Source organism: Lysobacter sp. A378 (assembly GCF_054052125.1).
Window position 1 is genome coordinate 1,074,499 of sequence record NZ_JBSVRK010000001.1, and the last position, 21,820, is coordinate 1,096,318.

Sequence of the window (21,820 nt, forward strand, 5' to 3'; positions counted from 1 at the left end):
GACGTCGAATCAAGCCGAGCCGCTTAAATTTTTGGCTCATCCGCGTCGATTGTCACCTCGAGCCCGAAGTGTTCCGCGGTGTCGGAGGGCGTGGCTTCGAACTCCAGCACGACGTGCCGGTCTTCCAGCTCGCCTTCCCAGATGTATGCATCGGTGCTGGCCTTGCGCGTCCAGTCGCCAGTGGATTGGACGCTGTTGGCTATCAGCTCCATCAGGGTGTCTTGCCCTGCAGGGCTGGTGACATCGAAGTGCATGCGCCAGGTCTGCTCGTCACCCACGGAGACGGTGCGATCGAACTGGGTGCCCTCGGGCCAGACCACGTCCCGCAGCCCCGGCATATAGCGGTCGGCCATGAGGCTGCGGATGAATCCGCCTTCGGGCTGCCAGTCGTATTCCAGCTGAAGCGCGGTGCTGCGAGCCACGTCGGTGCCGCGCACACGGGCGACGACGTGCAGGGCCGCGTCCATACCCGAGGACAGGCCGGCCGAGGTGATGATCTTGCCGTTGTCGGCCCAGCGGACATCGCGGATCACGTCGACCTTGGGGAAGTCGCGGGCCAGTCCGTCGATCCGGGGGGTGAACGTGGTGGCCTGCAGGCCGTCCAGTAGCCCGGTCTCGCCCAGGATGAAGGCGCCGGTGCAGACCGACAGCACGTGATCGACACCGACGGCGCGCGAGCGGATGAAGTCGAGGGTGGCCGAGTCCTTTTGCGCATCGGCAACAGTGCCGCCCGGCACCAGCAGGATGTCGAAGTCGGGGGCATTGGCGAAGTCATTATCCGGGGTGACCTTGAGCCCCATCGTGGTGGTGATCGGCTTGCCGTCACGGGTGAGGGTGACCACGCCGAACCCGGCCGCACCGAACACCTCGTAGGGGCCGGCGAAATCGATGATCTGGACGCCATCGAACAGCACGATGCCCACGGTCACTTCTGGCTCCGACTGAGGCACGTTGGCAGCCCATGCCGGGCGCGGCAGCGCAAGGGAAAGCAACAGGGCGAGCACGGCACCCACGACGGCTTGGCAATTGCGCACGGCATTTCTCCGGTGGAATGGACAGTCCGTTCATGATGAAGCGGTGGCGGCTGCAAATGCGGACAACGCGGCCACCAATCCGGACATGCTCGCGCTGGTCACCCGGAGATCAGGGCGCGCCGAAGTGTTGCCGGTACTCGTTCGGGCGGACGCCCAGTCGATGCACGAATGCGCGCCGCATTGCCTCGCCCGATGAGAAGCCGCAATCGGCGGCAATTCGCTGGAGGTCCTTGGTCGTGCTTTCGAGCAATGGCTTGGCGGCTTCGATGCGCAGGTGCTCGACGTACTTCTGCGGGGTCATGCCGAAGGCGTCATTGAAGCGGCGACTGAACTGGCGCGGACTCATGTGCATGCGCCCGGCCAACAGGTTGACGTCGAGCCGGACGTGCAGGTGATCGCGGATCCAGCCGGCCAGTTGCGCGAAGTGGTCGGGCAGCTCCAGCTCGTCCAGCTGGCGACTGAACTGGCTTTGCCCACCCGAGCGTTTGCTCACCATCACCATGTGCTTGGCGACTCTCAATGCCAGCGGCTGGCCGTGGTCGGCGGCCACCATGGCCAGCGCCAGGTCCATGCCGGCAGTGATGCCCGCGGAAGTCCAGACGTTCGCGTCACGGGTGTAGATGGCATCGGGTACGACGTGCACGTCGGGGTAGCATCGCTCCAGCTCGGCCACGTCATCCCAATGGGTGGTGGCTTGCCGTCCGTCGAGCACACCCGCCTCGGCGAGCAACAGCGCGCCGCTGCAGACCGAGCCGATCCGCCGGACACGGAGCGCGGCCTGCCGCAGCCAGGCGACCAGCCAGGCGTCCTCGCGCACGCGGTCCATCGCATCGCACGTGCCGCCGCTGACCAGCAGGGTGTCGACGCTGGCGGGGAGTTCGTCGCAGGCGATATCGGGAATGATTCGCAGGCCCGAGGCCGAGGTGATCGGCTGGGCGTGCTGGGCCACGATGCGCACCACATAGATCGGTGATTGTCGCGGATCGTCCTCCAGGGCAAACCGGTTGGCGAAAGCGAACACTTCCATCGGGCCGATGATGTCGAGCGACTGCGCATCGGGATAGGCAAGCATGCAGATCACGCGCGTCGGAGCACATGCCGCGACCGCCGGATCGACGGCGCTCAAGGCGTCTCCCGCGAATACAGGTCGATGATCTCCGCCACCGCATCGGCGCAGACCTGGCAGTAGGCGTCGCTGCGGTCGAACATCAGGCATTGCATTTGCGGGCGGTAGTAGCCGGTGGCGGCGTAGTTGGCGCCCTCAAAGGCGCCGACGGCGTCCTTGTACGGGGCATCGGCGAACAGCTGGTCGGTGTAGGCCAGCTCTTCGCGGAACAGGGCTTCCATCTCGGCCTCGGGCCGCTTGTCGGCGCGCAGCTGGGCGCGGGTCTGCTGGAACTCGCGTTGGTGCGCTTCGTATTCGGTCTTCGGCCACGGGGTCGGCACCGGGGTCTCGGCGCGCACGTGGTGGCCCCATTTCAGTTGGGCGGGGTCGTGCAGGGCGGTGACGTTGGGCTCCCACGGTTCGACCTTGGCGTCGGTGGGTGCATAGGCCACCGGCGAGGTGTAGTACTCGTCGGCGAGGCCGGCGAAGTGGTGGCTGAATTCGTGCACGAACAGGTAGTCGGCAAAGGCGTTGTCGGCCGCGGCGGTGCTGAACTGGCCGAAGATGCCGCCGCCACCGTAGGTCTGGTTGTTGACCAGGATCTCGATGAACTCGTTGGGAGCGTGCTGGGCGATCTCGCGCAGGGCGCGGTTGTCGAGCGCCAGCACGTAGCGTTCGCTGCCGAAGATGTCGTAGCGCGCGCCGAGCGCGGAGGGGTGGTAATCGCCGGTCGACGGGCGCGAGATGCCGGATTGCGGGGTCGGCGCCATCAACGCCCAGACGTTGAAGTCGGCGGCGCGCTCCTTGAATGGGGACACGGTGAACAGGTGGTCGCTTAGGCGCCGGGCGTCGGCGATGAACTTGTCGCGCTCGGCTTCGGTGTAACCGTCGCCGAGGATCAGCAGATCGACCTTTTGCGACGAGGGGCCGTTGTCGCGGATCGCGACGGGCTTGAGGGTGGAGGGCATGGTATTGCGCTGGATGGTGAGAGCGGCGGGGTCGACGTCGATGCTCCAGACCGGAACGAAGGCTTTGGCGTCGTCGCGCTCGTAAATGCGCAAGGTGACGGGTTGGGTCGGCGTCGGGAAACGCAACGATTCCTGGAAGCCGCGCGACACGCTGCCGGCTTCTTCAGTAGTGTGCCATTCGGCGAACACGGTGCTGAAGCCGCGCGAATACAGCAGCTCGCCGGTGGCGGCATCGAGCACTTCGAACTTGTTGTTGCCGCGGTTGCTGTCGTCGACCGGCCGCGCCGGGTTGCCCGGCCACGGCAACGGTTCGATCACGATGCGGTCGAGGGCGTAGTGCTGCTCATCGGCGTCGCCGGTGTGCAGGTAGTCGAGCCGCATCGTCTGCGGCGCGGCGGTGGTGGCCACGGCTTGGACGACGGTACTGGCGGACGCGAACGGGAGGAGGCACAGCAGGGCGAGGCTGGCCAGCAGTCGTTGGGGCAGGCGCCGAGTCGTGGTGTGACGGATCATGGGGTCACCCGGGTGATGGTTTCCCCGAGTCTATGGCCATGGCGCCTCTACGGGACAGGCTCGCGTGCGCCGACGTGCGACTCGCGCACCAGGCATTCACGCAGGTTGCGCAGCTCCGCCTCGAGCACCGACGGCATCGGGGGCAGTGACGGGGGCGTGCTGCCATCGCGCACGGCGCCGGCGAGGGTGTCGAGTGCCTGGTGCACGCGTGCTTCGCCATCGGCGGGGAACATCGACGCGGCGGCCTCGCACGCGGCGTCTCCGGCGAGGTGTTCCAGCGACCAGCAGGCCGACAGGGTGCGGTAGGCGAGGCGCTCGGTCGCGGCGATCGCGGGCCAGCTGTGCTCGGCGGCGCGACGCTGCGGGCGCGAGGCGGCGAGGCTCTCCTCGTGCGCCTGGGCGAGGGCGAAACTGGCGTGTTGGAGCTGGCGTCGCGCGTGCTTCGCGTCCATCGTGGTGACAGTGCCGGCGGCGAGGTGGACGACCACTGCGTCGACCGCCTGCAGGGCATGGACCAGTTGTTCGGGAATCCGCGCGGTCGACGCGCGCGGCGGGATCAGCCGGAACACCAGCAGCGCCACCACGCAACCGGCCAGGGTGTCGACGCCACGCGCCAGCAGGTAGCTCCCGGGCGACGCCACCGGTTGCCCACCGCTGGCGAGGGTCAGCGCCGCGCCGGTGATGAACACCACCGCCAGCGTGTAGTTGCGTACCACCACCATCTCGATGGTGAACTGCAGCGCCATCACTACCAGCGCGAGCCACAGGCCTTGCGGGTGCGCGACGATGATCGCGCCGGCCAGCAGCAATCCGATCCAGGTGCCAAGCAGGCGCTCGATACTGCGCTGGAGCATCCGCAGCCAGTCGAAGCCTTGGTGGAGCATCAGCACCGCCGCGGCGACCGCCCAGTACGCCCGATCGAGGTGGACGGCCGCGCCGAGCGCACCGGCGACCACGGCCGCCACGCCGACGCGCAGGATCACCCGGCGCGAGTTGGAGCCGGGTTGCAATGCTTCCAGCAAGGTTGCCCGGACGCCCGGGTAGCCCAGTGGTATCTCGCCGGTTGTGGAGCCGGGAAGTTCGCGCGGGTCGCGGACCTGTGCCAGCAGCCGGCGGAGGTCGTCGGGCAGGTCAGCCGGCACCGGCGATTGCCGGCTGGCAGCACCCATCGCCTCGGCGAAACGCAGGTGCAACTCATGGTTGAGCGTGCGCAGGCGTCCGAGCGTGCCGCCGGCGCGCACGTGCGCCGGTTGTTGGCTGACCAGCACCGACCACGCCCGGTGCAGGGTGAATGCCGCGCGGTGGCGGGCCCGGCCTTCGCGGGCACTGCCGATCGCCGCGACGTAGTCGATCACCGCCGTGCCGGCGACCGCGACCGCGCTGCGTTCCGGTCCATGCGGCAGGAAAAGCGCGCCGCCCATGTGCACCAGCCACGCAAAGCCGCCGCCGGCCAGGACCAGCGTTGCCGCATGCAGCGGGGTCAGGTGCGCGGCCGGCATCGCGGTGCCCGCCGCGCAGGCCAGTGCGAACATGTAGGCGCCCGGCGGCCCGATCTGCAGGGCATTGCCCAGCCAGGTGGCGAGCATGGCGATGAGCGCGACCATCGATACCGTCGCCCACGCCGACGTCCCCGCCCACAACCCCAGACCGACCGCCAGCGCAAATGCCAATGCGATCACCGCGAGGTGCCTGGCGCGACTCAGGTAGGGCCGGCCGGCGCCGTACAACGCGGTGAATCCGCCGATGCCCGCCATCAGCCCGGCCGGTACGTCGCCAGCCAGCGCGCCGGCGACGACCGGCGCACCCATGCAGGCACTGGCGCGCAATGCGAACAGCCAGCGTCGCGGCGTGGGCGGCTGGATGTGCGCCATGCCGCGCAGCATGCGGCTGACGGGCGAGATCGGCGGCGTGGTCGACATGCGGCGATTGTGGCCGATCATCGTCTGGCCGGCACGGCGTTTCAGCCGCTGGCCTTGCCCGCGTAACGCTTCGGCGGCTCGTGCACGACGCTGTCTGGTTCAAGCTGGATGTGACGACGCAGCCACGCGGCGAACTCGACTTCCTGCATCGAGCCTTCGGCGAGGGCGAGTATTGAGATGTACTTGTCCTCGTTGCTTGCGACCAGGGTGAAGCCATTGAGCTGCAGGAACACCCGATAGCAGACATGCGCGGTGCGCTTGTTGCCGTCGACGACCGGATGGTTGCGCGCCAGCCCGAACGCGAGGCTGGCGGCAAGGTCGGCCAGGTCGGGTGGCGGATCGCCATACGCATGGAGTTGTTGCGGCCGCGCCAGGGCCGAATCCAGCAACCCGGCGTCACGCAATTCGCTGCCACCGCCATGCTCGGCGAGCTGGCGGTCGTGGATGGCCAGTGCGAGCGCCCTCTCGATCCAGATGATCATGGCCGTCACTGCGCCAGCTTGCGCAGCACGTCGCGGTCCTCGCGCATGATTCGCTCGGCAACTTCCATCTGTGCGGCCAGGGTTGGGTCATACACGGTGAGCTTGACGCCGTCGGGCGTCTCCAGCGCGAACAGCTCGTCGCCCTTTTCCAACCGCAGCCGGGCCATCAGTTCCTTGGGCAGGATGATGCCGGCGGAATTGCCGATGGTGGTGATCTTGAGCTTCATGGGCGTATACCAAGGGGAGGTAGTTATAACCGATGTTATATCGAATCCCGCGAAGACAAGCGACAACAAAAAAGGCTCCGCAGATGCGGAGCCTTGTCTCGTACGCCTGGCGGCAGCGGTCAGGACACCATCGGCTCGCTGAACGCCTCGATTTCGCCTTCGAACTCGTTGATCGGCACGCAGCTGCAGAACACGTTCTTGTCGCCGTAGACGTTGTCGACGCGGGCGACCGGCGGCCAGTACTTCTGCTGTTTCAGCACGGCCAGCGGGAATGCGGCCAGTTCGCGCGGATAGGCGTGGGTCCACTCGCTGGCGCTGACCTGGGCGGCGGTGTGCGGGGCGTGCTTGAGCGGGTTGTCCTCGCGGTCGAGCTTTCCGTCGGCGATCGCGCGGATCTCTTCGCGGATCTGGATCATCGCGTTGATGAAGCGATCCAGCTCGTGCAGCGATTCGCTCTCGGTCGGCTCCACCATCAGCGTGCCGGCGACCGGGAAGCTCAGGGTCGGGGCGTGGAAGCCGAAGTCGACCAGGCGCTTGGCGACGTCCTCGGCGCTGACGCCGGTGTCCTTCTCCAGCGGGCGCAGGTCGAGGATGCATTCGTGCGCGACCAGGCCGTTGCGGCCGGTGTACAGGGTGGGGTAGTGCGGCTCCAGACGCTTGGCGACGTAGTTGGCATTGAGCATCGCGATCTGGCTGGCCTTGCGCAGGCCCTGGGTGCCCATCAGGGTGATGTACATCCAGCTGATCGGTAGGATGGATGCACTGCCGAAGGTCGCGGCGCTGACCATGCCGCCCTTGCCGTCCTCGCCGAAAGCGCGTGGCAGGTACGGCGCCAGGTGCGACTTGACCGCGCACGGGCCAACGCCCGGGCCGCCGCCGCCGTGGGGAATGCAGAAGGTCTTGTGCAGGTTGAGGTGGGACACATCCGAGCCCCACTTGCCCGGCTTGGCCAGCCCGACCATCGCGTTCATGTTGGCGCCGTCGGTGTAGACCTGGCCGCCGTGCTGATGGACGATCTCGCAGATCTCGACCACGTCTTCCTCGAACACGCCGTGGGTCGACGGGTAGGTGATCATCAAGGCAGCGATCCGGTCGCTGTACTTCTCGGCCTTGGCGCGGATGTCCTCGACGTCGACATTGCCGTTCGCATCGCACTTGGTCACCACCACCTTCAGCCCGCACAACTGCGACGAGGCGGGGTTGGTGCCGTGGGCGGACTCGGGGATCAGGCAGATATCGCGCTGGGCCTGGCCGTTCGCGCGATGGTAGGCGCGGATCGCCAGGAGCCCGGCGTACTCGCCCTGGGCACCGGAGTTGGGCTGCAGGCTGACGTTGTCGTAGCCGGTGATTTCCACCAGCATCGCCTCCAGCCCGTCGATCAACTCCTTGTAACCAAGCGCCTGATCGGCCGGTGCCAGCGGATGGATGTTGGCGAACTCCGGCCAGGTGATCGGGATCATCTCGGCGGTGGCGTTGAGCTTCATCGTGCAGCTGCCCAGCGGGATCATGGTGCGATCCATCGCCAGGTCCTTGTCGGACAGCGCGCGCATGTAGCGCAGCAGTTCGTGCTCACTGTGGTGGGTGTTGAACACCGGGTGGGTCATGAACTCGCTCTTGCGCAGCAGTGCGGCCGGCAACGCATCGCTGGTCTCCGCATCCAGCGCGTCGATGTCGGTGATCTGCGCGCCGAACAGGCCGGCGACGGCAATCACGTCCTCGCGGGTGGTGGTCTCATCGAAGCTGATCCCGACACTGGCCTTGCCGATGGCCCGCAGGTTGATGTGCGCGCCCTGGGCCCGGTGGTGCAGTTCGGCGGCATCGATGCCGGTAACGTGCAGGGTGTCGAAGAAGTTGTCGCTGACGGCGACCCCGGCCTTGCGCAGCACACCGGCCAGGATCGTGGTCAGCCGGTGGGTGCGGCGGGCGATGCGGGTCAGGCCTTCGGGGCCATGGTAGACCGCGTACATCGACGCCATCACCGCCAGCAGTACCTGCGCGGTGCAGATGTTGGAAGTCGCCTTCTCGCGGCGGATGTGCTGCTCGCGGGTCTGCAGGGTCAGCCGATAGGCGGTGTTGCCCTCGACATCGACCGACACGCCGATCAGGCGGCCGGGCATCGATCGCTTGTACGCATCCCGGCACGCCATGAAGGCGGCATGCGGGCCGCCGAAGCCGAACGGCACGCCGAAGCGCTGGGTGTTGCCGACCACGATGTCAGCGCCCCAATCGCCAGGCGAGGCCAGCAGGGTCAGGGCGAGCAGGTCGGTTGCCACGCAGACGATGCCGCCGCGCGCGTGCACCGCCTCGGCCAGCGCAGCGTAGTCGTTTGCAGCGCCGAAGGTGTCGGGATACTGCAGCAGTACGCCAAAGGCCTCGACATCGGCGGCGCTGGCGTCATCGCCCACCATCAGCTCGATCTCCAGCGGTTCAGCGCGGGTGCGCATCACTTCCAGGGTCTGCGGATGCACGCCATTGGAGACGAAGAAGACATTGGTCTTGGCGCGACTGGAGCGGCGCGCGAGGGTCATTGCCTCGGCGGCAGCGGTGGCCTCGTCCAGCAGCGAGGCGTTGGCGATCTCCATGCCGGTCAGGTCCGCGCACATGGTCTGGAAATTGATCAGCGCCTCCATCCGGCCTTGCGAGATCTCGGCCTGGTACGGGGTGTAGGCGGTGTACCAGCCCGGGTTCTCCAGGATGTTGCGCAGGATGACGTTGGGGGTATGGGTGCCGTAATAGCCTTGGCCGATGAAGCTGCGGAAGACCTGGTTGCGGTCCGCGATGGTGCGGATCATGGCGATCGCATCCACCTCGGTTACGGCGTCTGGCAGCGCCAGCGATTCCGGCGAGCGGATCGAGGCGGGCACGATGGCATCGGTGAAGGCTTCCAGCGACTCGTGGCCGACGGTGCGCAGCATCTGCGCGATTTCGGTGTCGTTGGGGCCGATGTGACGTGAGACGAAGGCGTCGTGGTGCTCAAGCGCGCGCAGGGAGGATTGGGTGTCGTGGCTCATGGCAGGGGCGTCCGAAGGCTACGTGCGTGCCGCACGCGGGCGCCCCTCTGTCCTTTTGCCTGAGAGTTTTGGAAGCGCGGTCCGATACCACGGGACGGCTGCGCTTCACGCACCTTCGGCGCCGGATTCAACCGGTCTCTCCAGAGTTGTCACAACCGGTGGTACGGGAGCCTGAGCGATTACGGGCGTTGCGTCTTCGGCAGCGGGCCAGGCCTGCAGGGCATGGGCCGCTTCTCCCACCGGTTGTTTGCAGCTAGTGGTTTGCAGTTACCTCGGGATTATAAGCGGTTGCACGGACGGCCGGGCGTGCTTCGTATGCGCGAGTGCAAAGCCGTACCATGAGGGCCCCTCGAAGCCCTGGGATTTCCGTGCGTTCATTGCAATCGGCTGGCGGCTTGCGCCGGCTAACCTTCATCCTGGCCGGACTGTCCATGTTCGGCCCGTTCGCGATCGACACCATCTTCCCCGCGTTCCCGGCGATGGGAGCCGAGTTCGGCGCGGACAAGCTGGCGATGCAGCAGACCATCAGTGTTTACCTGATTGCCTATGCGGTGACCAGCCTGCTGCATGGGCCGCTTTCGGATGCGTTGGGGCGGCGCAAGGTGATCCTGGGGGGCTTGGCGGTATTTACCCTCGCCTCGGTGGGCTGTGCACTGTCGACCGACCTGACGACGCTGCTGGTGTTCCGTGCGGTACAGGGGTTGTCGGCCGGGGTGGGCCTGATCGTGGGTCGGGCGGTGATCCGTGACGTGCTGCACGGCGACGACGCGCAACGCTTGATGAGCCAGGTGTCGATGATCTTTGGCATTGCGCCGGCGATCGCGCCGGTCATTGGCGGCTGGATACTGGGCTGGAGCCACTGGTCGGTGATCTTCTGGTTCCTGGTGGCGTTCTCGGTGGTGTTGCTGGGCGTGACCTGGCGGATGCTGCCGGAAACCCATCCGGTCCAGGCACGTTTGCCGATGGTGCCGTCGCGGCTGTGGCGCGACTATCTCGCGATCCTGCTCAACCCCCGCTTCCAGCGACTGGCCGCGTGCGCGGCGCTTAACTTCTCTGCGTTGTTCCTGTTTATCGCCTCTGCGCCGGCGTTCGTGCTCGACTTGTTGCAGCGCCACGGGCAACCCATGGATGAAGGGGATTTCGGCTGGTTCTTCATCCCCATGATTGGCGGGATGGTGGCGGGTGCCTATCTGTCCGGGCGAGCCGCGGGCAGGATCAGTGGGGCAAGGTTGGTGGCGATCGGTTTCTCGGTGTCCGGAGTCGCCGTTGCGCTGGGGCTGGGCTACAACCTATGGACCGATACTCCACAAATGCCCTGGGCGATCATCCCGATCAGCCTCAATGCGTTCGGCATCGCGTTGGTGTTCCCGATCGTGACCCTGGCCATCCTGGACATGTATCCACGCATGCGCGGCGCAGCCTCGTCATTGCAGGCATTCACCTCGCTGGTGCTGAACGCAGTGATTGCCGGCGTGGTTTCGCCGTGGCTCAGCCATAGCGCGTTGTGGCTGGCGCTGGCGGCAGCGGTGTTGGTATTCACGGGCTGGTTGTTCTGGCTGTGGGAGTCGCTATCGGCGCGGACTGCCGCGGGCAACAGCCATGGCGCGGGCAGGATGCCAAACGAGTCGATCTGACCGGCCGTTGGGCCGGTCAGGTGTCACACGACAAAGGCCGGCTTGCGCCGGCCTTTGTCGTTTCTGCTGCCCGGATTGCCGGGCGATGGGTTATCGCGACTCAGTTGTCGGTATCGGCCCCGGGTGGCGCGTTGGCGTCGGGTTCGGCTGGCGCTTCCGCCTTCGCCGCGGGCTCGGCTCCAGGCGTGGACGCCGGGACGGCTGCCGCCACCGCGCTGGGCTGCCAACCGCAGGTGCCACCTTCGTTTTGCTGCTTCAGCCAGCCTTGCAGCGGGGCGAAATACTCCAGAATCGCGGACGCGTCCATCTGCTCGCCGCCGGTCAATTCCTTCAGGGTTTGCTGCCATGGCTGGCTGGCACCCTTGCTCAACATCGCCTGCAACTTCTCGCCAGCCGCCTTGTTGCCGTAGAAACTGCACTCATGCAGCGGGCCGGTGTAGCCGGCCGCATCGCATAGCGACTTGTAGAACTGGAATTGCAGGACGTGGGCGAGGAAGTAGCGTGTGTACGGGGTATTTCCCGGAACATGGTACTTGGCGCCCGGATCGAAGAACTGCTCGCCGCGCTCCTGCACCGGTGCCACGCCCTGGTATTTGGCCTTCAGGTCCCACCAGGCCTGGTTGTAGTGGTCCGGCGTGATCGAACCGTCGAACACGCCCCAGCGCCAGCGGTCGATCATCAGCCCGAACGGCAGGAACGCAACCTTGGACAGCGCCATGCGCATCTGGGCATTGATCAGTGCCTCCTCGCCTTGTTGCTGGGCATCGACCAGGCCGATCGACTCCAGGTATTTCGGCGTCATCGCCAGCACCACGGTGTCGCCGATCGCCTCGTGGAAGCCGTCGTGGGCGCCGGTCTGGAAGATCGGCGGCAAATCGTTGTAGGCCAGGTAGTAATACACGTGGCCCAGCTCGTGGTAGATCGTGGTGAAGTCTTCCTCGTTCGGGTGGATGCACATTTTGGTGCGCACATCGCCTTCCATGTTCATGTCCCACGCGCTGGCGTGGCAGACCACGTCGCGGTCGCGCGGTTTGATGAACTGGGCCTTCTCCCAATAGCTGTCAGGCAGCTTCTGCAGGCCCAGCGAGACGTAGAAGTCCTCGGCACGCTTGGTCATCTGTTTCGCCGAGGCGTCCAGTGCATCCTGTTCAAGCTGGGCCAGCGCGGCCGGATTGCGTTCGCCGCTGTATTGGGCGAGCTTCTGGGCGTGGATCTGGCGGTAGCGGGATTCCAGCGACGTGGTGATATCCAGGCTGCCGGCGTTCTCGTAGGGCGCGACGATATCCCACAAACTGCTCCAGTCCTGCTGCCACATGTTGCCCATCAAGTGCGCTGGCAACATGCCACCAGCGACTTCGGCCTTGTCCGCGCCGTATTCGGCGGCCATCCGGGTGCGGGTATAGCAATGCAGTTGCTCATACAGCGGCTTGACCTGGCTCCACAACCGGTCGGTTTCCGCCGCCAGTTCGACCGGACTCATGTCATAGCCCGAACGCCACATCTCGCCGGCATCGGCGAAGCCCATCTCATCGGCGCCCTTGTTCACCAGCTCCACGAACCGCACGTAATCCTTCCGCATCGGCTGGGAGATCGTGTGCCAGCCGCGCCACGCGTCGAGTTGGGCGTCGTAATCGCGGCTGTTGCGTAGCACCTCTTCCAGCGCACCGAGTTGGCGACATTGTTTGGCATCGCCTTCGCCGGTGCAGTACTCGCCGGCGCCGTAGACGCCTTCCATCCTGGTGGCGATGCGCGTCAATTCCGCCAGTTCGGCCGGGTCCGACGGTGCCGGCATCGAGGTGGAGAGCTTCAGCAACTGGATCGAGCGCGCGGTTTCCGGCGACATCTGCTGGCCTTCGAAGCGCTTGGCCTGCTTGATCCAGGTGTTGAGCTGGGACAGGTAGCGCTCGTTGGACTTGGCCGCCAGAAGTTGGGTGTCGTCGCCTATGTAGGTAGAGGACAGCCATTGCGGCGTGGTCAGCTCGGGGTACATCGCCTTGATCTCGGCATTGACCCGGGCGACGAACTGATCCGCCGTCTCGTTGGCTGGCGCGGGGGCCGTGGCAGCCGGGGGAGCTTCGCCAGGAATGGGGGATTTGTCGCAGCCGGCAAGCCCGAACACGGCTGCGGTAATGCTGATCGCCAGTAATGCGCGTGCGAGTTTCATCTGGGGAGGCTCCCTTTGCATGAAGCGCGTGCGTCGCGCCGAACCTAGGAAGGCTAGAGCCACCTCAAGCGCCGCGCAAGCGGGCGTCAAGGTGCGCCGGGAGACCGGCCAATGCGTTGGGTACGTCTTCCATCGCTGCCTGAGTGCGCCGCCGGCAATGCGTACAGCAGTCCGATCGGATTGTGATGGCTGACGCAAAATGTCACTTTCCCTGAGCCAGGGAAAAGGCCGCTTCTGCCTTCAGGGGAGATGGCAGATAGAGGGGATTTGCGTGGAACCGGTCGCCAAGCAAACGTCCCGTTGCGCTTAAAATCCCTTAACTTCCATTAAGTTCTCTTAAAATCAGACAACTTGAAGATAAAGCACCACTGGGTAGCGGGTTTTATAAGCCTGAATCACTCGTTTAGGTAAGGCCGGATGTCACAAAAAATTGATTTGACACCCCGATAGTTAACAGGAAGGGTGACGCTGAGCGGCAGGTTGTGGTCCGGATGCCTGCTTGCGTATTTACCCGGTACGACTCACCCGGGACGACTCACCTGAAGCGACAACGATGAGGAACGGCATGAAAAATACGGCTCGAATCCTGGCTATGACGGCAGCCCTGACGGTGGCGGCATCTGGGTCCGTCTTTGCGCAGAAGCAAGTCGTGATCAGTGGCAGCAACTCGCAGACGGTCAATGTCTCGGGAAGCATCAGCAACGAGGCGCGATCCGGCGCCAAAGCCCAGGTCAACATCGGATCAATCAGCGGTAGCAAGGCCAAAGTCGGTAGCAATAGCCAAACGGTTTCGGTGAGTGGCTCGATCCACAACCAGGCGTCGGGCTCCGGCTCCAAGGCCATCATCAACATCGGTTCGGTCAGCGACGAATAGCCGCACCTCCATCAGCTCCCATGCCGGGCCCGCCTGGGAGTGGTTTGCCAAAGGGCCAATGCGTGCGTACCCCCTTACCCACAAGATGAGGAAACACCCATGAAGAAGTCATACGTGCTGTTGATCGCCGCCGCTGTGTTGATGTCGAGCACCGCTTATGCCGAAGTCAAAATCGGTGGCAACAACGACCAGACCACCACCGTCAACGGAGCCATCGCCAATACTGCGGTAGGCGCCATGACCACGGCGACCCAGAACGTTTCGTCCAACAAGGGCAACGTCAAAATTGGTGGCAACAACACGCAGACCACAACGGTCAATGGTGCGATCGCCAACACCGCGACCGGTGCCATGGCAGAAGCGAAGCAGAACGTTTCGTCGAACGAAGGCGAATAAACCTCGCTGATCAACGCCGCACGCATCGTGCGGCGGTAGATGGTGGGGCGGCCGGCAGCAACGGCTGCCCCACCACCCAGTGAGTTGTAAATGGAGGAGCAATCGCATGAGCATGCTCACAATCAGCATCCGTACCGCAGGGCTGGCGTTGGCGCTCACTGTCCTGGCGCCGCTGGCACAAGCGCAGCAATCCGACGTGACCCCGCGCCGCGGAATCGATCCGTGGGACCGGGCCAAGGTTACCCAGGTCCAGGCGAAGCGCTGGGTCGGTTTTGGCACGCGACAGAATGCCGAGGACACCGAGGTCATCAATAGCGGCCCCGGGGGTGCCAAGACCTGCATCACCAACGTGGGCACCACCGCGCAATCACCTACCACGGTCGGCAATTTCACCCCGCGTTATGGCCCCAGCCCGCGCGGCCAGCAGCAAGAGCGGGTAGTAGTGGTCAACGGCAGCGTGATCAACGTCTGCAAGTAGACGTCCCAACACATCAAGTGCATGTGCGCCGGATCCCGGTCGAGAGCGCTTGGGCGACATTTCTTTTCGACACGGATAGATACGACGGATGACAAAACAACAGGGGCAGGCGCGCAACGCTCGCGCAGGAATGAAGGTGGTGGCGATGGCCGCTGCGGTGACGCTGCTGGCCGGTTGCAGCACGCTGGGCAAGAACGGTCCTCGCAAGCACGCCGACTTCTACAGCCAGGCTCCGGTGGAGGATCGCCCGGTGGTGTGGCCGGTGCGTTCAGTCAGCAGCTTCAATGACTCGCTCTCGTGCATGGATCGGATGTTGCGCGACCACCACATCAACCAGGTCACCGTCACGTCCAAGGAAATTCCCGATGCGTCCGGCAAGGTATACGTCGCGGCGACCGACATGCTGATCACGTCGCTGTCGGAGATGTCCCGGCTCAGCAACACGTTCCGCTTCGTCGATTACGAGGTAAACCCGCTCAACCAGGACACCGTGCAGACCCTTAGTGGACTGATGCTGCAGAGCAACCAGATGATGATCCAGATGCCGCAGCTGTATGTGTCCGGCGCGATCAGTTTCCTGGACCAGAACGTCATGATCGACCGCCGCGGACTCGGTGCCGCGTCGGCGGATGCGGAAATCGGTTGGTCGCGCGACATTGCCGGCAGCGTCATGGGGATGGACTTCCACCTCGGCGACTTCATCAGCCGCACGCTGATTCCCGGGCTCCATTCGGCCAACGAGATCACCATCGCGGCCAAGGGGTCGGGCGTCGATATCGGCGGTCGTATCAAGAAGGCGGGTGTGCAGATCGAGGTCGGCGGAGACTACTCCCAGGGCGTCGGCCCGGCGGCGCGTACCCTGATCGACCTGAGCATGATCGAACTGGTCGGCAAGTGGGCCCGGGTGCCGTACTGGCAATGCCTCGCGCTCGACCAGGCGCATCCCGACTTCCAGCGCCAGTTGCGGCAGTGGTACCTGGAGATGGACGAAGGCGACAGGTTGTCGTTCATCCAGCGCGGCCTGCGGGCCAAGGGTTATTACGACGACGACGTCTCTCCGCTCCAGATCACGCCGGAACTGCGAAGCGCGATCCAGCGCTTTCAGCTCGACCAAGGCCTGGCGGCGACCGGCCAACTGGGTTTTGAGACCTATGAACACCTCGCGCGCGACTACGTTCGCAGCGATGGCGATGGACATTTCGTGCAGGTCGGTTGGGGCGATACCGGTTTGACCGCAAGCCATGTGCCGATGGCCTCCCGGAGCGAGCCCAGGAATGGTGCTCCTGCGCTGGGTTCGACCGAACCGCGTCCGCCACAAGTCGAGATCACGCTGCCGACACCCGGTAACGCGCGTCGACTTGGTGAACTGCTTTCGTTCAACATCAGCGTCGACCGGACGGCGTACCTGCAGTGCTACTACCAGGATGCAAAAGGCACGATTGCGCAGATCTACCCCAATCCGATGCAGCCGGTCGGCGTGGTCGAAGGCAATCGCGCGTTGATGGTGCCCGACATGAGCAACCCGCAGAGTTTCGCGATCGAGCTGACCGCGTCGGGCACCGAGGGATTGCGCTGCCTGACCAGTCCGCTTGATCCCTCGTCGCTGCTGCCGGCCCAACTGCAGGCGCCGGTACTGACGCCTATCGACGCGGTATCGCTGGATGCGGTGGAGCAGGCGTTCCGGTCGGCAGTCGGGGCCGGGGTTGGCGCTGGCAATGCGCAATGGTCGGTTACGCCATGACCTGGGCGGGCCTGCGATGATCGGTTGGATGATCGCAGGCGGTAGGCGTGGCACCCTGCTTTGCGGCGCCGCGTTGCTGATCGGGCTGGTCGCTGTGGTCCATGCGGAGATCGTGCCGGTAACGCCACCGTTGGTGCTCGCAGCTCCACAAATGCCGGAGTCGCCGGAAACTGCAGTTGCCGGAACTTCGGACTCGGTCTCCGCCGCAGGCATGCGGGCGGAGATCGTGCCGCCCCGGCCCGAGCGGGTCGATGCGGCTTCCACTGCGGTCGGGGGAGTGCCCCCTCCGTCGGACCTGGCGCTCCCCGCGCCGACGCTTTCGCCGCCGTCCAGCAGCAATATCGTTTGGCCGTACAGCCCGTCCGGGATGCCCGCGAGCGACGATGGTGCGGTCGTGGTGGATGTGCCGGGGGCGGAGGGTGGTGCCGTGATCCCGACTGACGCCCCGGCGGAAGTCGTGACCGGATTGAATGATCCGTTGCAGCGGGCACTGGCGGCTTATCGGGGCGATGCGGATCCGCGCAGTTATGCCGAGGCGGCCCGCTGGTTCAAGGTTGCCGCTGACGCAGGTGACCGTCGAGCGGCGATGGCATTCGCCTACCTGCAGGGACTCGGTCTGGGCGTGGCGCGAGATCCGGCCACCGCGCGCCGCAACCTGCAACAGATCAGCGCCGCTGGGGTTGCGCGGGCCGATTACCTGCTCTCGTTGCTGGCTGCTGCTGATCGACGTCGCGGAGGCCAGAAACAGCAGGCCGCGCTGCGTGAGCGCGCCGCGCGTGCCGGCGATGGCGTCGCGCAAAATGCCATGGGTGTGCACTACCAGGTGCAGGGTGATCGCACCACGGCGCAAATGTGGTACCAGCGTGCCGTCGACAACGGCAGTGCGGCTGCCAAGCTCAATCTCGCCAGCCTGGCGCGTGGCGATGAGGTCCGTCGACAAGTCGAGGCCGGTGCCGACGCGGCTGTCGACGGTGATGCCGAGTCCCTGTTTTCGCTGGCTCGTCGCTACCATCGTGGCGACGGCGTGACCGTCGATTACGGCAAGGCCTTGGGGCTGTATCGGGACGCAGCGGCGCAGGGCAGCAAGCCTGCCCAGCAGATGCTCGGTCTGATCCAGTCGCGCACGCTCCCCGATGGCGGCTTCGACCCGACCTGGATGCGCCAGCTGGCTTCAGCGGCGGTGGGTCAGTCGGGAGGCAATCTGGTTTCCAGCATCACTTCGGCCGCGCAGCCGCGACTCGACGACCCGTTGGCCGGACTTTCCGATCTTGGCCTCTGACTTCCACTGAGTATTTCCCTCGCTCAGTGGACCCCCGACAGGAGCATTCCGTGACCTTCGATAACCAGACCTTCCGTAACCAGCCCCCGCACAGCCAGTCCCGCCGTTACCACGCCGTACCCACACCGGCCACTCGCCGCCGTTCGGGTCTCCTGCTCGCGTTTGGCGGACTACTGGTGGCCTCACTGGCGATGCCCGCAATCGCCCAAAACGTGGTGGAGATCGGCGCCGATGGAAGCGTCAAGATCAACGCGGGCGACGGTACCGTGGTCCAGGCCGGTGCCGCCGGAACCGAGGTGCGCACGCACGGCGCCACGGTGGAGGCGAGTGGGCAGCAAAATCTGTCTTCGCGCACCGGCAACTATCAAACCGATGGCGACAACACCCAGCACACGCAGGTGGACGTCCAGGGCGATGGCGGCGTGCACGTCATCAGTGCCGGTGGCGGTCGAGCAACCAGCACCGTCAATGGACGGACCATAACGTCCTCGTCCTCACAGCGCGGTGGGACGACCAGTTACGCCAATCAAGATCTGTCCGGGAGAGATTTCGCCGGCCGGCAACTGGGGGGCGTGACGTTCGTCAATTCCCACTTGGCGGGAGCGAGCTTCCGTGATGCGGTCCTGGTCGAAGCCAGTTTCGCCAATGCCAATCTGGATAGCGTCGACTTCCGCGGGGCCAACCTGCGAGACGCCACGCTGGCCAATGCGATGCTGTCGGGCGCACGCTTCGACGGTGCGACCTGGGTTGACGGCCGTATCTGTGGCAGTGGCTCGGTCGGCGTTTGCCGCTGAGCGAGGCGTACGTCCACTCGCCTGCATGGCCATGCCCGGCCATGGTTCAGGTATCCAGCCGGGTATCTAAACGATCAGACGCCGGTGCGGCAGCTCGACCAGCCCACGCTGGGCCAACCAGTGCCATGCACTATCAGAGTCGCGTTCAAAATACGCCCGTGCCGAGCCGAGCCTGAAGGTGTAGCCCCAAGCGTCCATGTCGGTGAGTATGCGATCGCGGCCGACATCGGGCAGCTCGTCGCCCAGCAACGCCTGCAGCACGCAAACCGCATCCTCCTCCTCGATGGAGTCGGTGGCGTCGGTGTGCACGACAGCACGACGCTCGGGCGGCAACACGATTAGATGCGCCGCCTCGTGCAGCAAGGAGTGCACCGGGGTATCGGCGCGGGCATGGACGGTGGTGCCGATCAATCCGGCTTCACACTCGCCCCAATAGCTCCCCGGAATGGGCTCGCCATCGGCAACCTTTGCCAATTGCAGCCCATAACGTGCCAGTAGCGCGGCAGGAGCGGCGAAGCCGGTGTCAGCGAGCGTGAGCATAGGGTCTTGCCCGAAGTCCTTATCCGGACAATACAGTCGTGTTCAGCCGTTGGCGAACGCCCGTGATTCGGCTTTTTCGGGCAGGCAGACCGAGATATCCAACACCTTGTTGTCGCCTTCGCCCAGCAGGTCGACCTTGACCGCATCGACGTCGACGTTGACGTACTTCCTGATCACCTCGAGCAATTCGCGTTGCAACATCGGCAGGTAGTCGGGCCCGCCACGACTGGCGCGCTCGTGGGCAACGATGATCCGCAAGCGGTCCTTGGCGACCGATGCGGTCTGCTTCTTGACCAGCAGGAAATCGAACAAACCCATGTCTATCCTCCGAACATCTTGCTGAAGAAACCCTTTTTCTCGGGGTTCACAAAACGCATTGGGCGGGTGTCGCCAAGCAGCCTGGCGACCGCGTCGTCATAGGCCTGTGCCGCGTCGGTCTCGCTGTCGAGGATGACCGGCTCGCCCTTGTTGGAAGCGTGCAGGACGTCGCTGGACTCGGGGATCACGCCAATTGTCTTCAAGCCCAGGATTTCCTCCACATCACCGATGCTCAGCATCTCACCCGACTCTACCCGCTTGGGGCTGTAGCGGGTCAGCAGCAGGTGTTCCTTGACCCGCTCGCCGTTCTCGGCACGGCGGGTCTTGGACGCCAGCAAGCCTAGGATGCGGTCGGAGTCGCGTACCGAGGAGACTTCCGGGTTGACCACCACGACCGCCTGGTCCGCAAAATACATCGACAGGTAAGCACCTTTCTCGATCCCGGCGGGGGAGTCGCAGACGATGTAGTCGAAGTCGTCTGCAGCCAGATCGTCCAGGACCTTCTGCACGCCTTCAACCGTCAGCGCATCCTTGTCCCGGGTCTGCGAGGCGGCCAGCACGTACAGGTTCTCGAAACGCTTGTCGCGGATCAGTGACTGCTTCAGGGTCGACTCGCCATTGACCACGTTGACGAAGTCGTACACCACGCGTCGCTCGCAACCCATGATCAGGTCCAGGTTGCGCAAGCCGACGTCGAAGTCGATGACGGCCACCTTGTGGCCGCGACGTGCAAGCCCACAGGCGAGGCTGGCGCTGGTGGTGGTTTTGCCCACGCCTCCCTTGCCCGAGGTGACAACGATGATTTCGGCCAAGTTCAAATCCTCCAGTTCATGGGTGCTGCGGGGGAATGCATCGATGTAGCGTCTGCAGCGCCCGGCGAGATGCCAGGCCGGCTGCAACTGCCCGGTTGCCGATTGGGCGCAACGCGACAGCATGCACGGTTTTCATTCACGGTGTGTCCAGTGCGGCCAGTTGCAATTGTCCGTCCTGCAGCCAAGCCTGGACGGCGCGACCACGCAACTCCGCCGGAATGTCTTCCAGCACCTTGTAGTGGCCGGCGATGGCGATCAGTTCAGCATGGAATTCGCGACAGAAAATGCGTGCCTGTTCATTGCCCTGGGCGCCGGCGAGGGCGCGACCGCGTAACGGGCCATAAATGTGGACCGAACCGTCGGCAATCACTTCTGCACCAGCACTGACGCCGGTCAGCACGGTGAGGTCACGGTGGTCTGCGTAGACCTGCTGGCCGGAACGAACCAGCGTCGCATGGATCATTCCGGGGCTTGCCTTGCTTGCGGCCGCCTTCGCAGGAGTTGCTGGTTGCGGGGCCGTCTTTTCACGCGGCGGGGCCGCCGCTGGCACCGCAGCCGGTGAGGTCTCGTCCCCGCGCTCGTACTGGGCGCGGAACTTGGCCAGAAGCGGCAAGCCAAGCGCATCCGCCAGTTGCTCGGTATCACTGGAACCATAAGCCAGGGCGACCGGCAGTACGCCTGCCTGGCGCAACCCGTCCATCAGCGCACCCGCCGTGGCCAGGTCGGGCATCTGGCCCAAGCCGCCAAAATCGATTACCACGGCCGCGTTCTTGAACAGATTGGGCGCGCGTTGCACCCGGCTGCGCATTTCCTCGGTCAACCTGGGGACATCCAGCGAGCGTATGCGCAGGTTGGCAATTCCGACCTGGCCGATCTTGAGCTCACCTGCGGGCTCGTAATCGGTCACCGCCGTGCTCAACGGTTGGTCCCGGTCAGTTGTGTTGCCAGGTCTTTGCCCGGCAGCGTGCGTGACCGGGCCCACGGCAGGCCTGGCAGATTCCCGCCATAGGTCTGGCGGATCCAGGGGTAGCTGCACAATTGCTTCATCAACATCGCCGCACGCAGCCCGGTGCCGTCCATGACGTGTTGCCCGACTTCGCGGAAGCCGAAACTGCCATGGAACAACAACACCGGATCGCTGGAACCATCCAGGAAGATCTCGCAAGCCATCTGCGGGTAGCGCAACTCCGCATAGCTTTGGGCATCGGCATAGAACGCACGGCCGACACCGCCGCCGCGTCGCCGGCTGGCCACCACGATGCGGTCGATGTAGAAGAAGTCCGGATGACGCTGACAGAACCAGCGGAAATTGCTGCTGTCATGGGAGGCATGGCTGCCCATCCCGATCAGGAAGCCGGCCAGGGTGCCGTCACGCTCGGCGACGCGGAAATACTCCGCCGTTTCGAAGAAATGGCGCAATCGCCCGGCGTCCAGTGGCAGGATCGCAGGTCCGGCAGCGTTGTTGAGGGCAAGGACGGAATCCAGCTCGTGCTCAAGCACGTCGCGGACAACGATCGACATTCCGGGCTCC

General features: G+C 65.0%; 20 protein-coding genes and 2 riboswitches. Of the genes, 7 read left to right on the top strand and 13 right to left on the bottom strand.

Annotation, left to right across the window (positions count from 1 at the left end; all coding sequences use genetic code 11):
• Window positions 1–23 precede the first annotated feature (23 nt).
• The 7 genes from ACW7G1_RS04950 to gcvP form a co-directional block, all read right to left on the bottom strand.
• The gene (locus ACW7G1_RS04950; RefSeq protein WP_456978614.1) at window positions 24–1,034 is read right to left on the bottom strand and encodes a DJ-1/PfpI family protein; all 1,011 of its coding nucleotides are present in this window, start codon (window positions 1,032–1,034) and stop codon (window positions 24–26) included.
• 109 nt (window positions 1,035–1,143) lie between these two features.
• Window positions 1,144–2,106, bottom strand: a complete 963-nt coding sequence (locus tag ACW7G1_RS04955) for a GlxA family transcriptional regulator (protein ID WP_456978615.1) — start codon at window positions 2,104–2,106, stop codon at window positions 1,144–1,146.
• 50 nt (window positions 2,107–2,156) lie between these two features.
• Window positions 2,157–3,620: a M64 family metallopeptidase gene (locus ACW7G1_RS04960; RefSeq protein WP_456978616.1), complete on the bottom strand. Its 1,464-nt coding sequence runs from the start codon at window positions 3,618–3,620 to the stop codon at window positions 2,157–2,159.
• Between the two features lie 47 nt (window positions 3,621–3,667).
• Window positions 3,668–5,539 (bottom strand): FUSC family protein, encoded by a 1,872-nt coding sequence (locus ACW7G1_RS04965; protein ID WP_456978617.1) that lies wholly within the window; start codon window positions 5,537–5,539, stop codon window positions 3,668–3,670.
• 41 nt (window positions 5,540–5,580) lie between these two features.
• A complete protein-coding gene (locus tag ACW7G1_RS04970; RefSeq protein WP_456978618.1) occupies window positions 5,581–6,021 on the bottom strand; it encodes a type II toxin-antitoxin system death-on-curing family toxin in 441 nt (146 codons plus the stop codon).
• Between the two features lie 5 nt (window positions 6,022–6,026).
• Window positions 6,027–6,248: an AbrB/MazE/SpoVT family DNA-binding domain-containing protein gene (locus ACW7G1_RS04975; RefSeq protein WP_456978619.1), complete on the bottom strand. Its 222-nt coding sequence runs from the start codon at window positions 6,246–6,248 to the stop codon at window positions 6,027–6,029.
• 119 nt (window positions 6,249–6,367) lie between these two features.
• A complete protein-coding gene (gene gcvP, locus ACW7G1_RS04980; RefSeq protein WP_456978620.1) occupies window positions 6,368–9,259 on the bottom strand; it encodes an aminomethyl-transferring glycine dehydrogenase in 2,892 nt (963 codons plus the stop codon).
• 42 nt (window positions 9,260–9,301) lie between these two features.
• A riboswitch (glycine riboswitch) is annotated at window positions 9,302–9,408 on the bottom strand.
• Window positions 9,409–9,508: riboswitch (glycine riboswitch) on the bottom strand.
• An 89-nt stretch (window positions 9,509–9,597) separates the two neighbouring features.
• On the opposite strand from gcvP, the gene ACW7G1_RS04985 reads away from it, so the two are divergent.
• Window positions 9,598–10,893 carry a multidrug effflux MFS transporter gene (locus ACW7G1_RS04985; RefSeq protein ID WP_456978621.1) on the top strand — a complete coding sequence of 432 codons (1,296 nt, stop codon included), beginning with the start codon at window positions 9,598–9,600 and terminating at the stop codon, window positions 10,891–10,893.
• A 100-nt stretch (window positions 10,894–10,993) separates the two neighbouring features.
• Here ACW7G1_RS04985 and ACW7G1_RS04990 read toward each other — a convergent pair whose 3' ends face one another.
• Window positions 10,994–13,057: a M2 family metallopeptidase gene (locus ACW7G1_RS04990; protein WP_456978622.1), complete on the bottom strand. Its 2,064-nt coding sequence runs from the start codon at window positions 13,055–13,057 to the stop codon at window positions 10,994–10,996.
• Between the two features lie 565 nt (window positions 13,058–13,622).
• Here ACW7G1_RS04990 and ACW7G1_RS04995 point away from each other — a divergent pair.
• The 6 genes from ACW7G1_RS04995 (at window position 13,623) to ACW7G1_RS05020 (ending at window position 18,619) form a co-directional block, all read left to right on the top strand.
• Window positions 13,623–13,931, top strand: coding sequence for a hypothetical protein (locus tag ACW7G1_RS04995; protein WP_456978623.1), 309 nt, complete (start codon window positions 13,623–13,625; stop codon window positions 13,929–13,931).
• A 99-nt stretch (window positions 13,932–14,030) separates the two neighbouring features.
• On the top strand, window positions 14,031–14,327 hold the full coding sequence (locus ACW7G1_RS05000) for a hypothetical protein (RefSeq protein WP_456978624.1): 297 nt from the start codon (window positions 14,031–14,033) through the stop codon (window positions 14,325–14,327).
• 106 nt (window positions 14,328–14,433) lie between these two features.
• Window positions 14,434–14,805, top strand: a complete 372-nt coding sequence (locus ACW7G1_RS05005; RefSeq protein ID WP_456978625.1) for a hypothetical protein — start codon at window positions 14,434–14,436, stop codon at window positions 14,803–14,805.
• A gap of 88 nt (window positions 14,806–14,893) precedes the next feature.
• Window positions 14,894–16,546, top strand: a complete 1,653-nt coding sequence (locus ACW7G1_RS05010) for a DUF4384 domain-containing protein (protein ID WP_456978626.1) — start codon at window positions 14,894–14,896, stop codon at window positions 16,544–16,546.
• Window positions 16,547–16,574: 28 nt separating this feature from the next.
• Window positions 16,575–17,825, top strand: coding sequence for a hypothetical protein (locus ACW7G1_RS05015; protein ID WP_456978627.1), 1,251 nt, complete (start codon window positions 16,575–16,577; stop codon window positions 17,823–17,825).
• 50 nt (window positions 17,826–17,875) lie between these two features.
• Window positions 17,876–18,619 (top strand): pentapeptide repeat-containing protein, encoded by a 744-nt coding sequence (locus ACW7G1_RS05020; RefSeq protein ID WP_456978628.1) that lies wholly within the window; start codon window positions 17,876–17,878, stop codon window positions 18,617–18,619.
• A 66-nt stretch (window positions 18,620–18,685) separates the two neighbouring features.
• Here the strand turns inward: ACW7G1_RS05020 and ACW7G1_RS05025 are convergent, their stop codons facing one another.
• From ACW7G1_RS05025 to ACW7G1_RS05045, 5 genes are all read right to left on the bottom strand, one after another.
• On the bottom strand, window positions 18,686–19,159 hold the full coding sequence (locus ACW7G1_RS05025) for a hypothetical protein (protein ID WP_456978629.1): 474 nt from the start codon (window positions 19,157–19,159) through the stop codon (window positions 18,686–18,688).
• A gap of 42 nt (window positions 19,160–19,201) precedes the next feature.
• Window positions 19,202–19,477, bottom strand: coding sequence for a cell division topological specificity factor MinE (gene minE / locus ACW7G1_RS05030; protein ID WP_456978630.1), 276 nt, complete (start codon window positions 19,475–19,477; stop codon window positions 19,202–19,204).
• 2 nt (window positions 19,478–19,479) lie between these two features.
• Entirely contained in the window at window positions 19,480–20,289 is an 810-nt protein-coding gene (minD, locus tag ACW7G1_RS05035) for a septum site-determining protein MinD (protein WP_456978849.1), read from the bottom strand.
• A 136-nt stretch (window positions 20,290–20,425) separates the two neighbouring features.
• Entirely contained in the window at window positions 20,426–21,208 is a 783-nt protein-coding gene (minC, locus tag ACW7G1_RS05040; protein ID WP_456978631.1) for a septum site-determining protein MinC, read from the bottom strand.
• On the bottom strand, window positions 21,205–21,810 hold the full coding sequence (locus ACW7G1_RS05045; RefSeq protein ID WP_456978632.1) for a GNAT family N-acetyltransferase: 606 nt from the start codon (window positions 21,808–21,810) through the stop codon (window positions 21,205–21,207). The genes minC and ACW7G1_RS05045 overlap by 4 nt, the downstream gene beginning before the upstream one ends.
• Window positions 21,811–21,820: the final 10 nt, after the last annotated feature.

Excerpts from the sequence above, each read along its gene's own strand:
- ACW7G1_RS04955 (WP_456978615.1), bottom strand. The coding sequence starts at position 2,106 with ATGCTTGCCTATCCCGATGCGCAGTCGCTCGACATCATCGGCCCGATG.
- ACW7G1_RS04960 (WP_456978616.1), bottom strand. The coding sequence starts at position 3,620 with ATGATCCGTCACACCACGACTCGGCGCCTGCCCCAACGACTGCTGGCC.
- ACW7G1_RS04965 (WP_456978617.1), bottom strand. The coding sequence starts at position 5,539 with ATGTCGACCACGCCGCCGATCTCGCCCGTCAGCCGCATGCTGCGCGGC.
- ACW7G1_RS04970 (WP_456978618.1), bottom strand. The coding sequence starts at position 6,021 with ATGATCATCTGGATCGAGAGGGCGCTCGCACTGGCCATCCACGACCGC.
- ACW7G1_RS04975 (WP_456978619.1), bottom strand. The coding sequence starts at position 6,248 with ATGAAGCTCAAGATCACCACCATCGGCAATTCCGCCGGCATCATCCTG.
- gcvP (WP_456978620.1), bottom strand. The coding sequence starts at position 9,259 with ATGAGCCACGACACCCAATCCTCCCTGCGCGCGCTTGAGCACCACGAC.
- ACW7G1_RS04985 (WP_456978621.1), top strand. The coding sequence starts at position 9,598 with ATGAGGGCCCCTCGAAGCCCTGGGATTTCCGTGCGTTCATTGCAATCG.
- ACW7G1_RS04990 (WP_456978622.1), bottom strand. The coding sequence starts at position 13,057 with ATGAAACTCGCACGCGCATTACTGGCGATCAGCATTACCGCAGCCGTG.
- ACW7G1_RS04995 (WP_456978623.1), top strand. The coding sequence starts at position 13,623 with ATGAAAAATACGGCTCGAATCCTGGCTATGACGGCAGCCCTGACGGTG.
- ACW7G1_RS05000 (WP_456978624.1), top strand. The coding sequence starts at position 14,031 with ATGAAGAAGTCATACGTGCTGTTGATCGCCGCCGCTGTGTTGATGTCG.
- ACW7G1_RS05005 (WP_456978625.1), top strand. The coding sequence starts at position 14,434 with ATGAGCATGCTCACAATCAGCATCCGTACCGCAGGGCTGGCGTTGGCG.
- ACW7G1_RS05010 (WP_456978626.1), top strand. The coding sequence starts at position 14,894 with ATGACAAAACAACAGGGGCAGGCGCGCAACGCTCGCGCAGGAATGAAG.
- ACW7G1_RS05015 (WP_456978627.1), top strand. The coding sequence starts at position 16,575 with ATGATCGCAGGCGGTAGGCGTGGCACCCTGCTTTGCGGCGCCGCGTTG.
- ACW7G1_RS05025 (WP_456978629.1), bottom strand. The coding sequence starts at position 19,159 with ATGCTCACGCTCGCTGACACCGGCTTCGCCGCTCCTGCCGCGCTACTG.
- minE (WP_456978630.1), bottom strand. The coding sequence starts at position 19,477 with ATGGGTTTGTTCGATTTCCTGCTGGTCAAGAAGCAGACCGCATCGGTC.
- ACW7G1_RS05045 (WP_456978632.1), bottom strand. The coding sequence starts at position 21,810 with ATGTCGATCGTTGTCCGCGACGTGCTTGAGCACGAGCTGGATTCCGTC.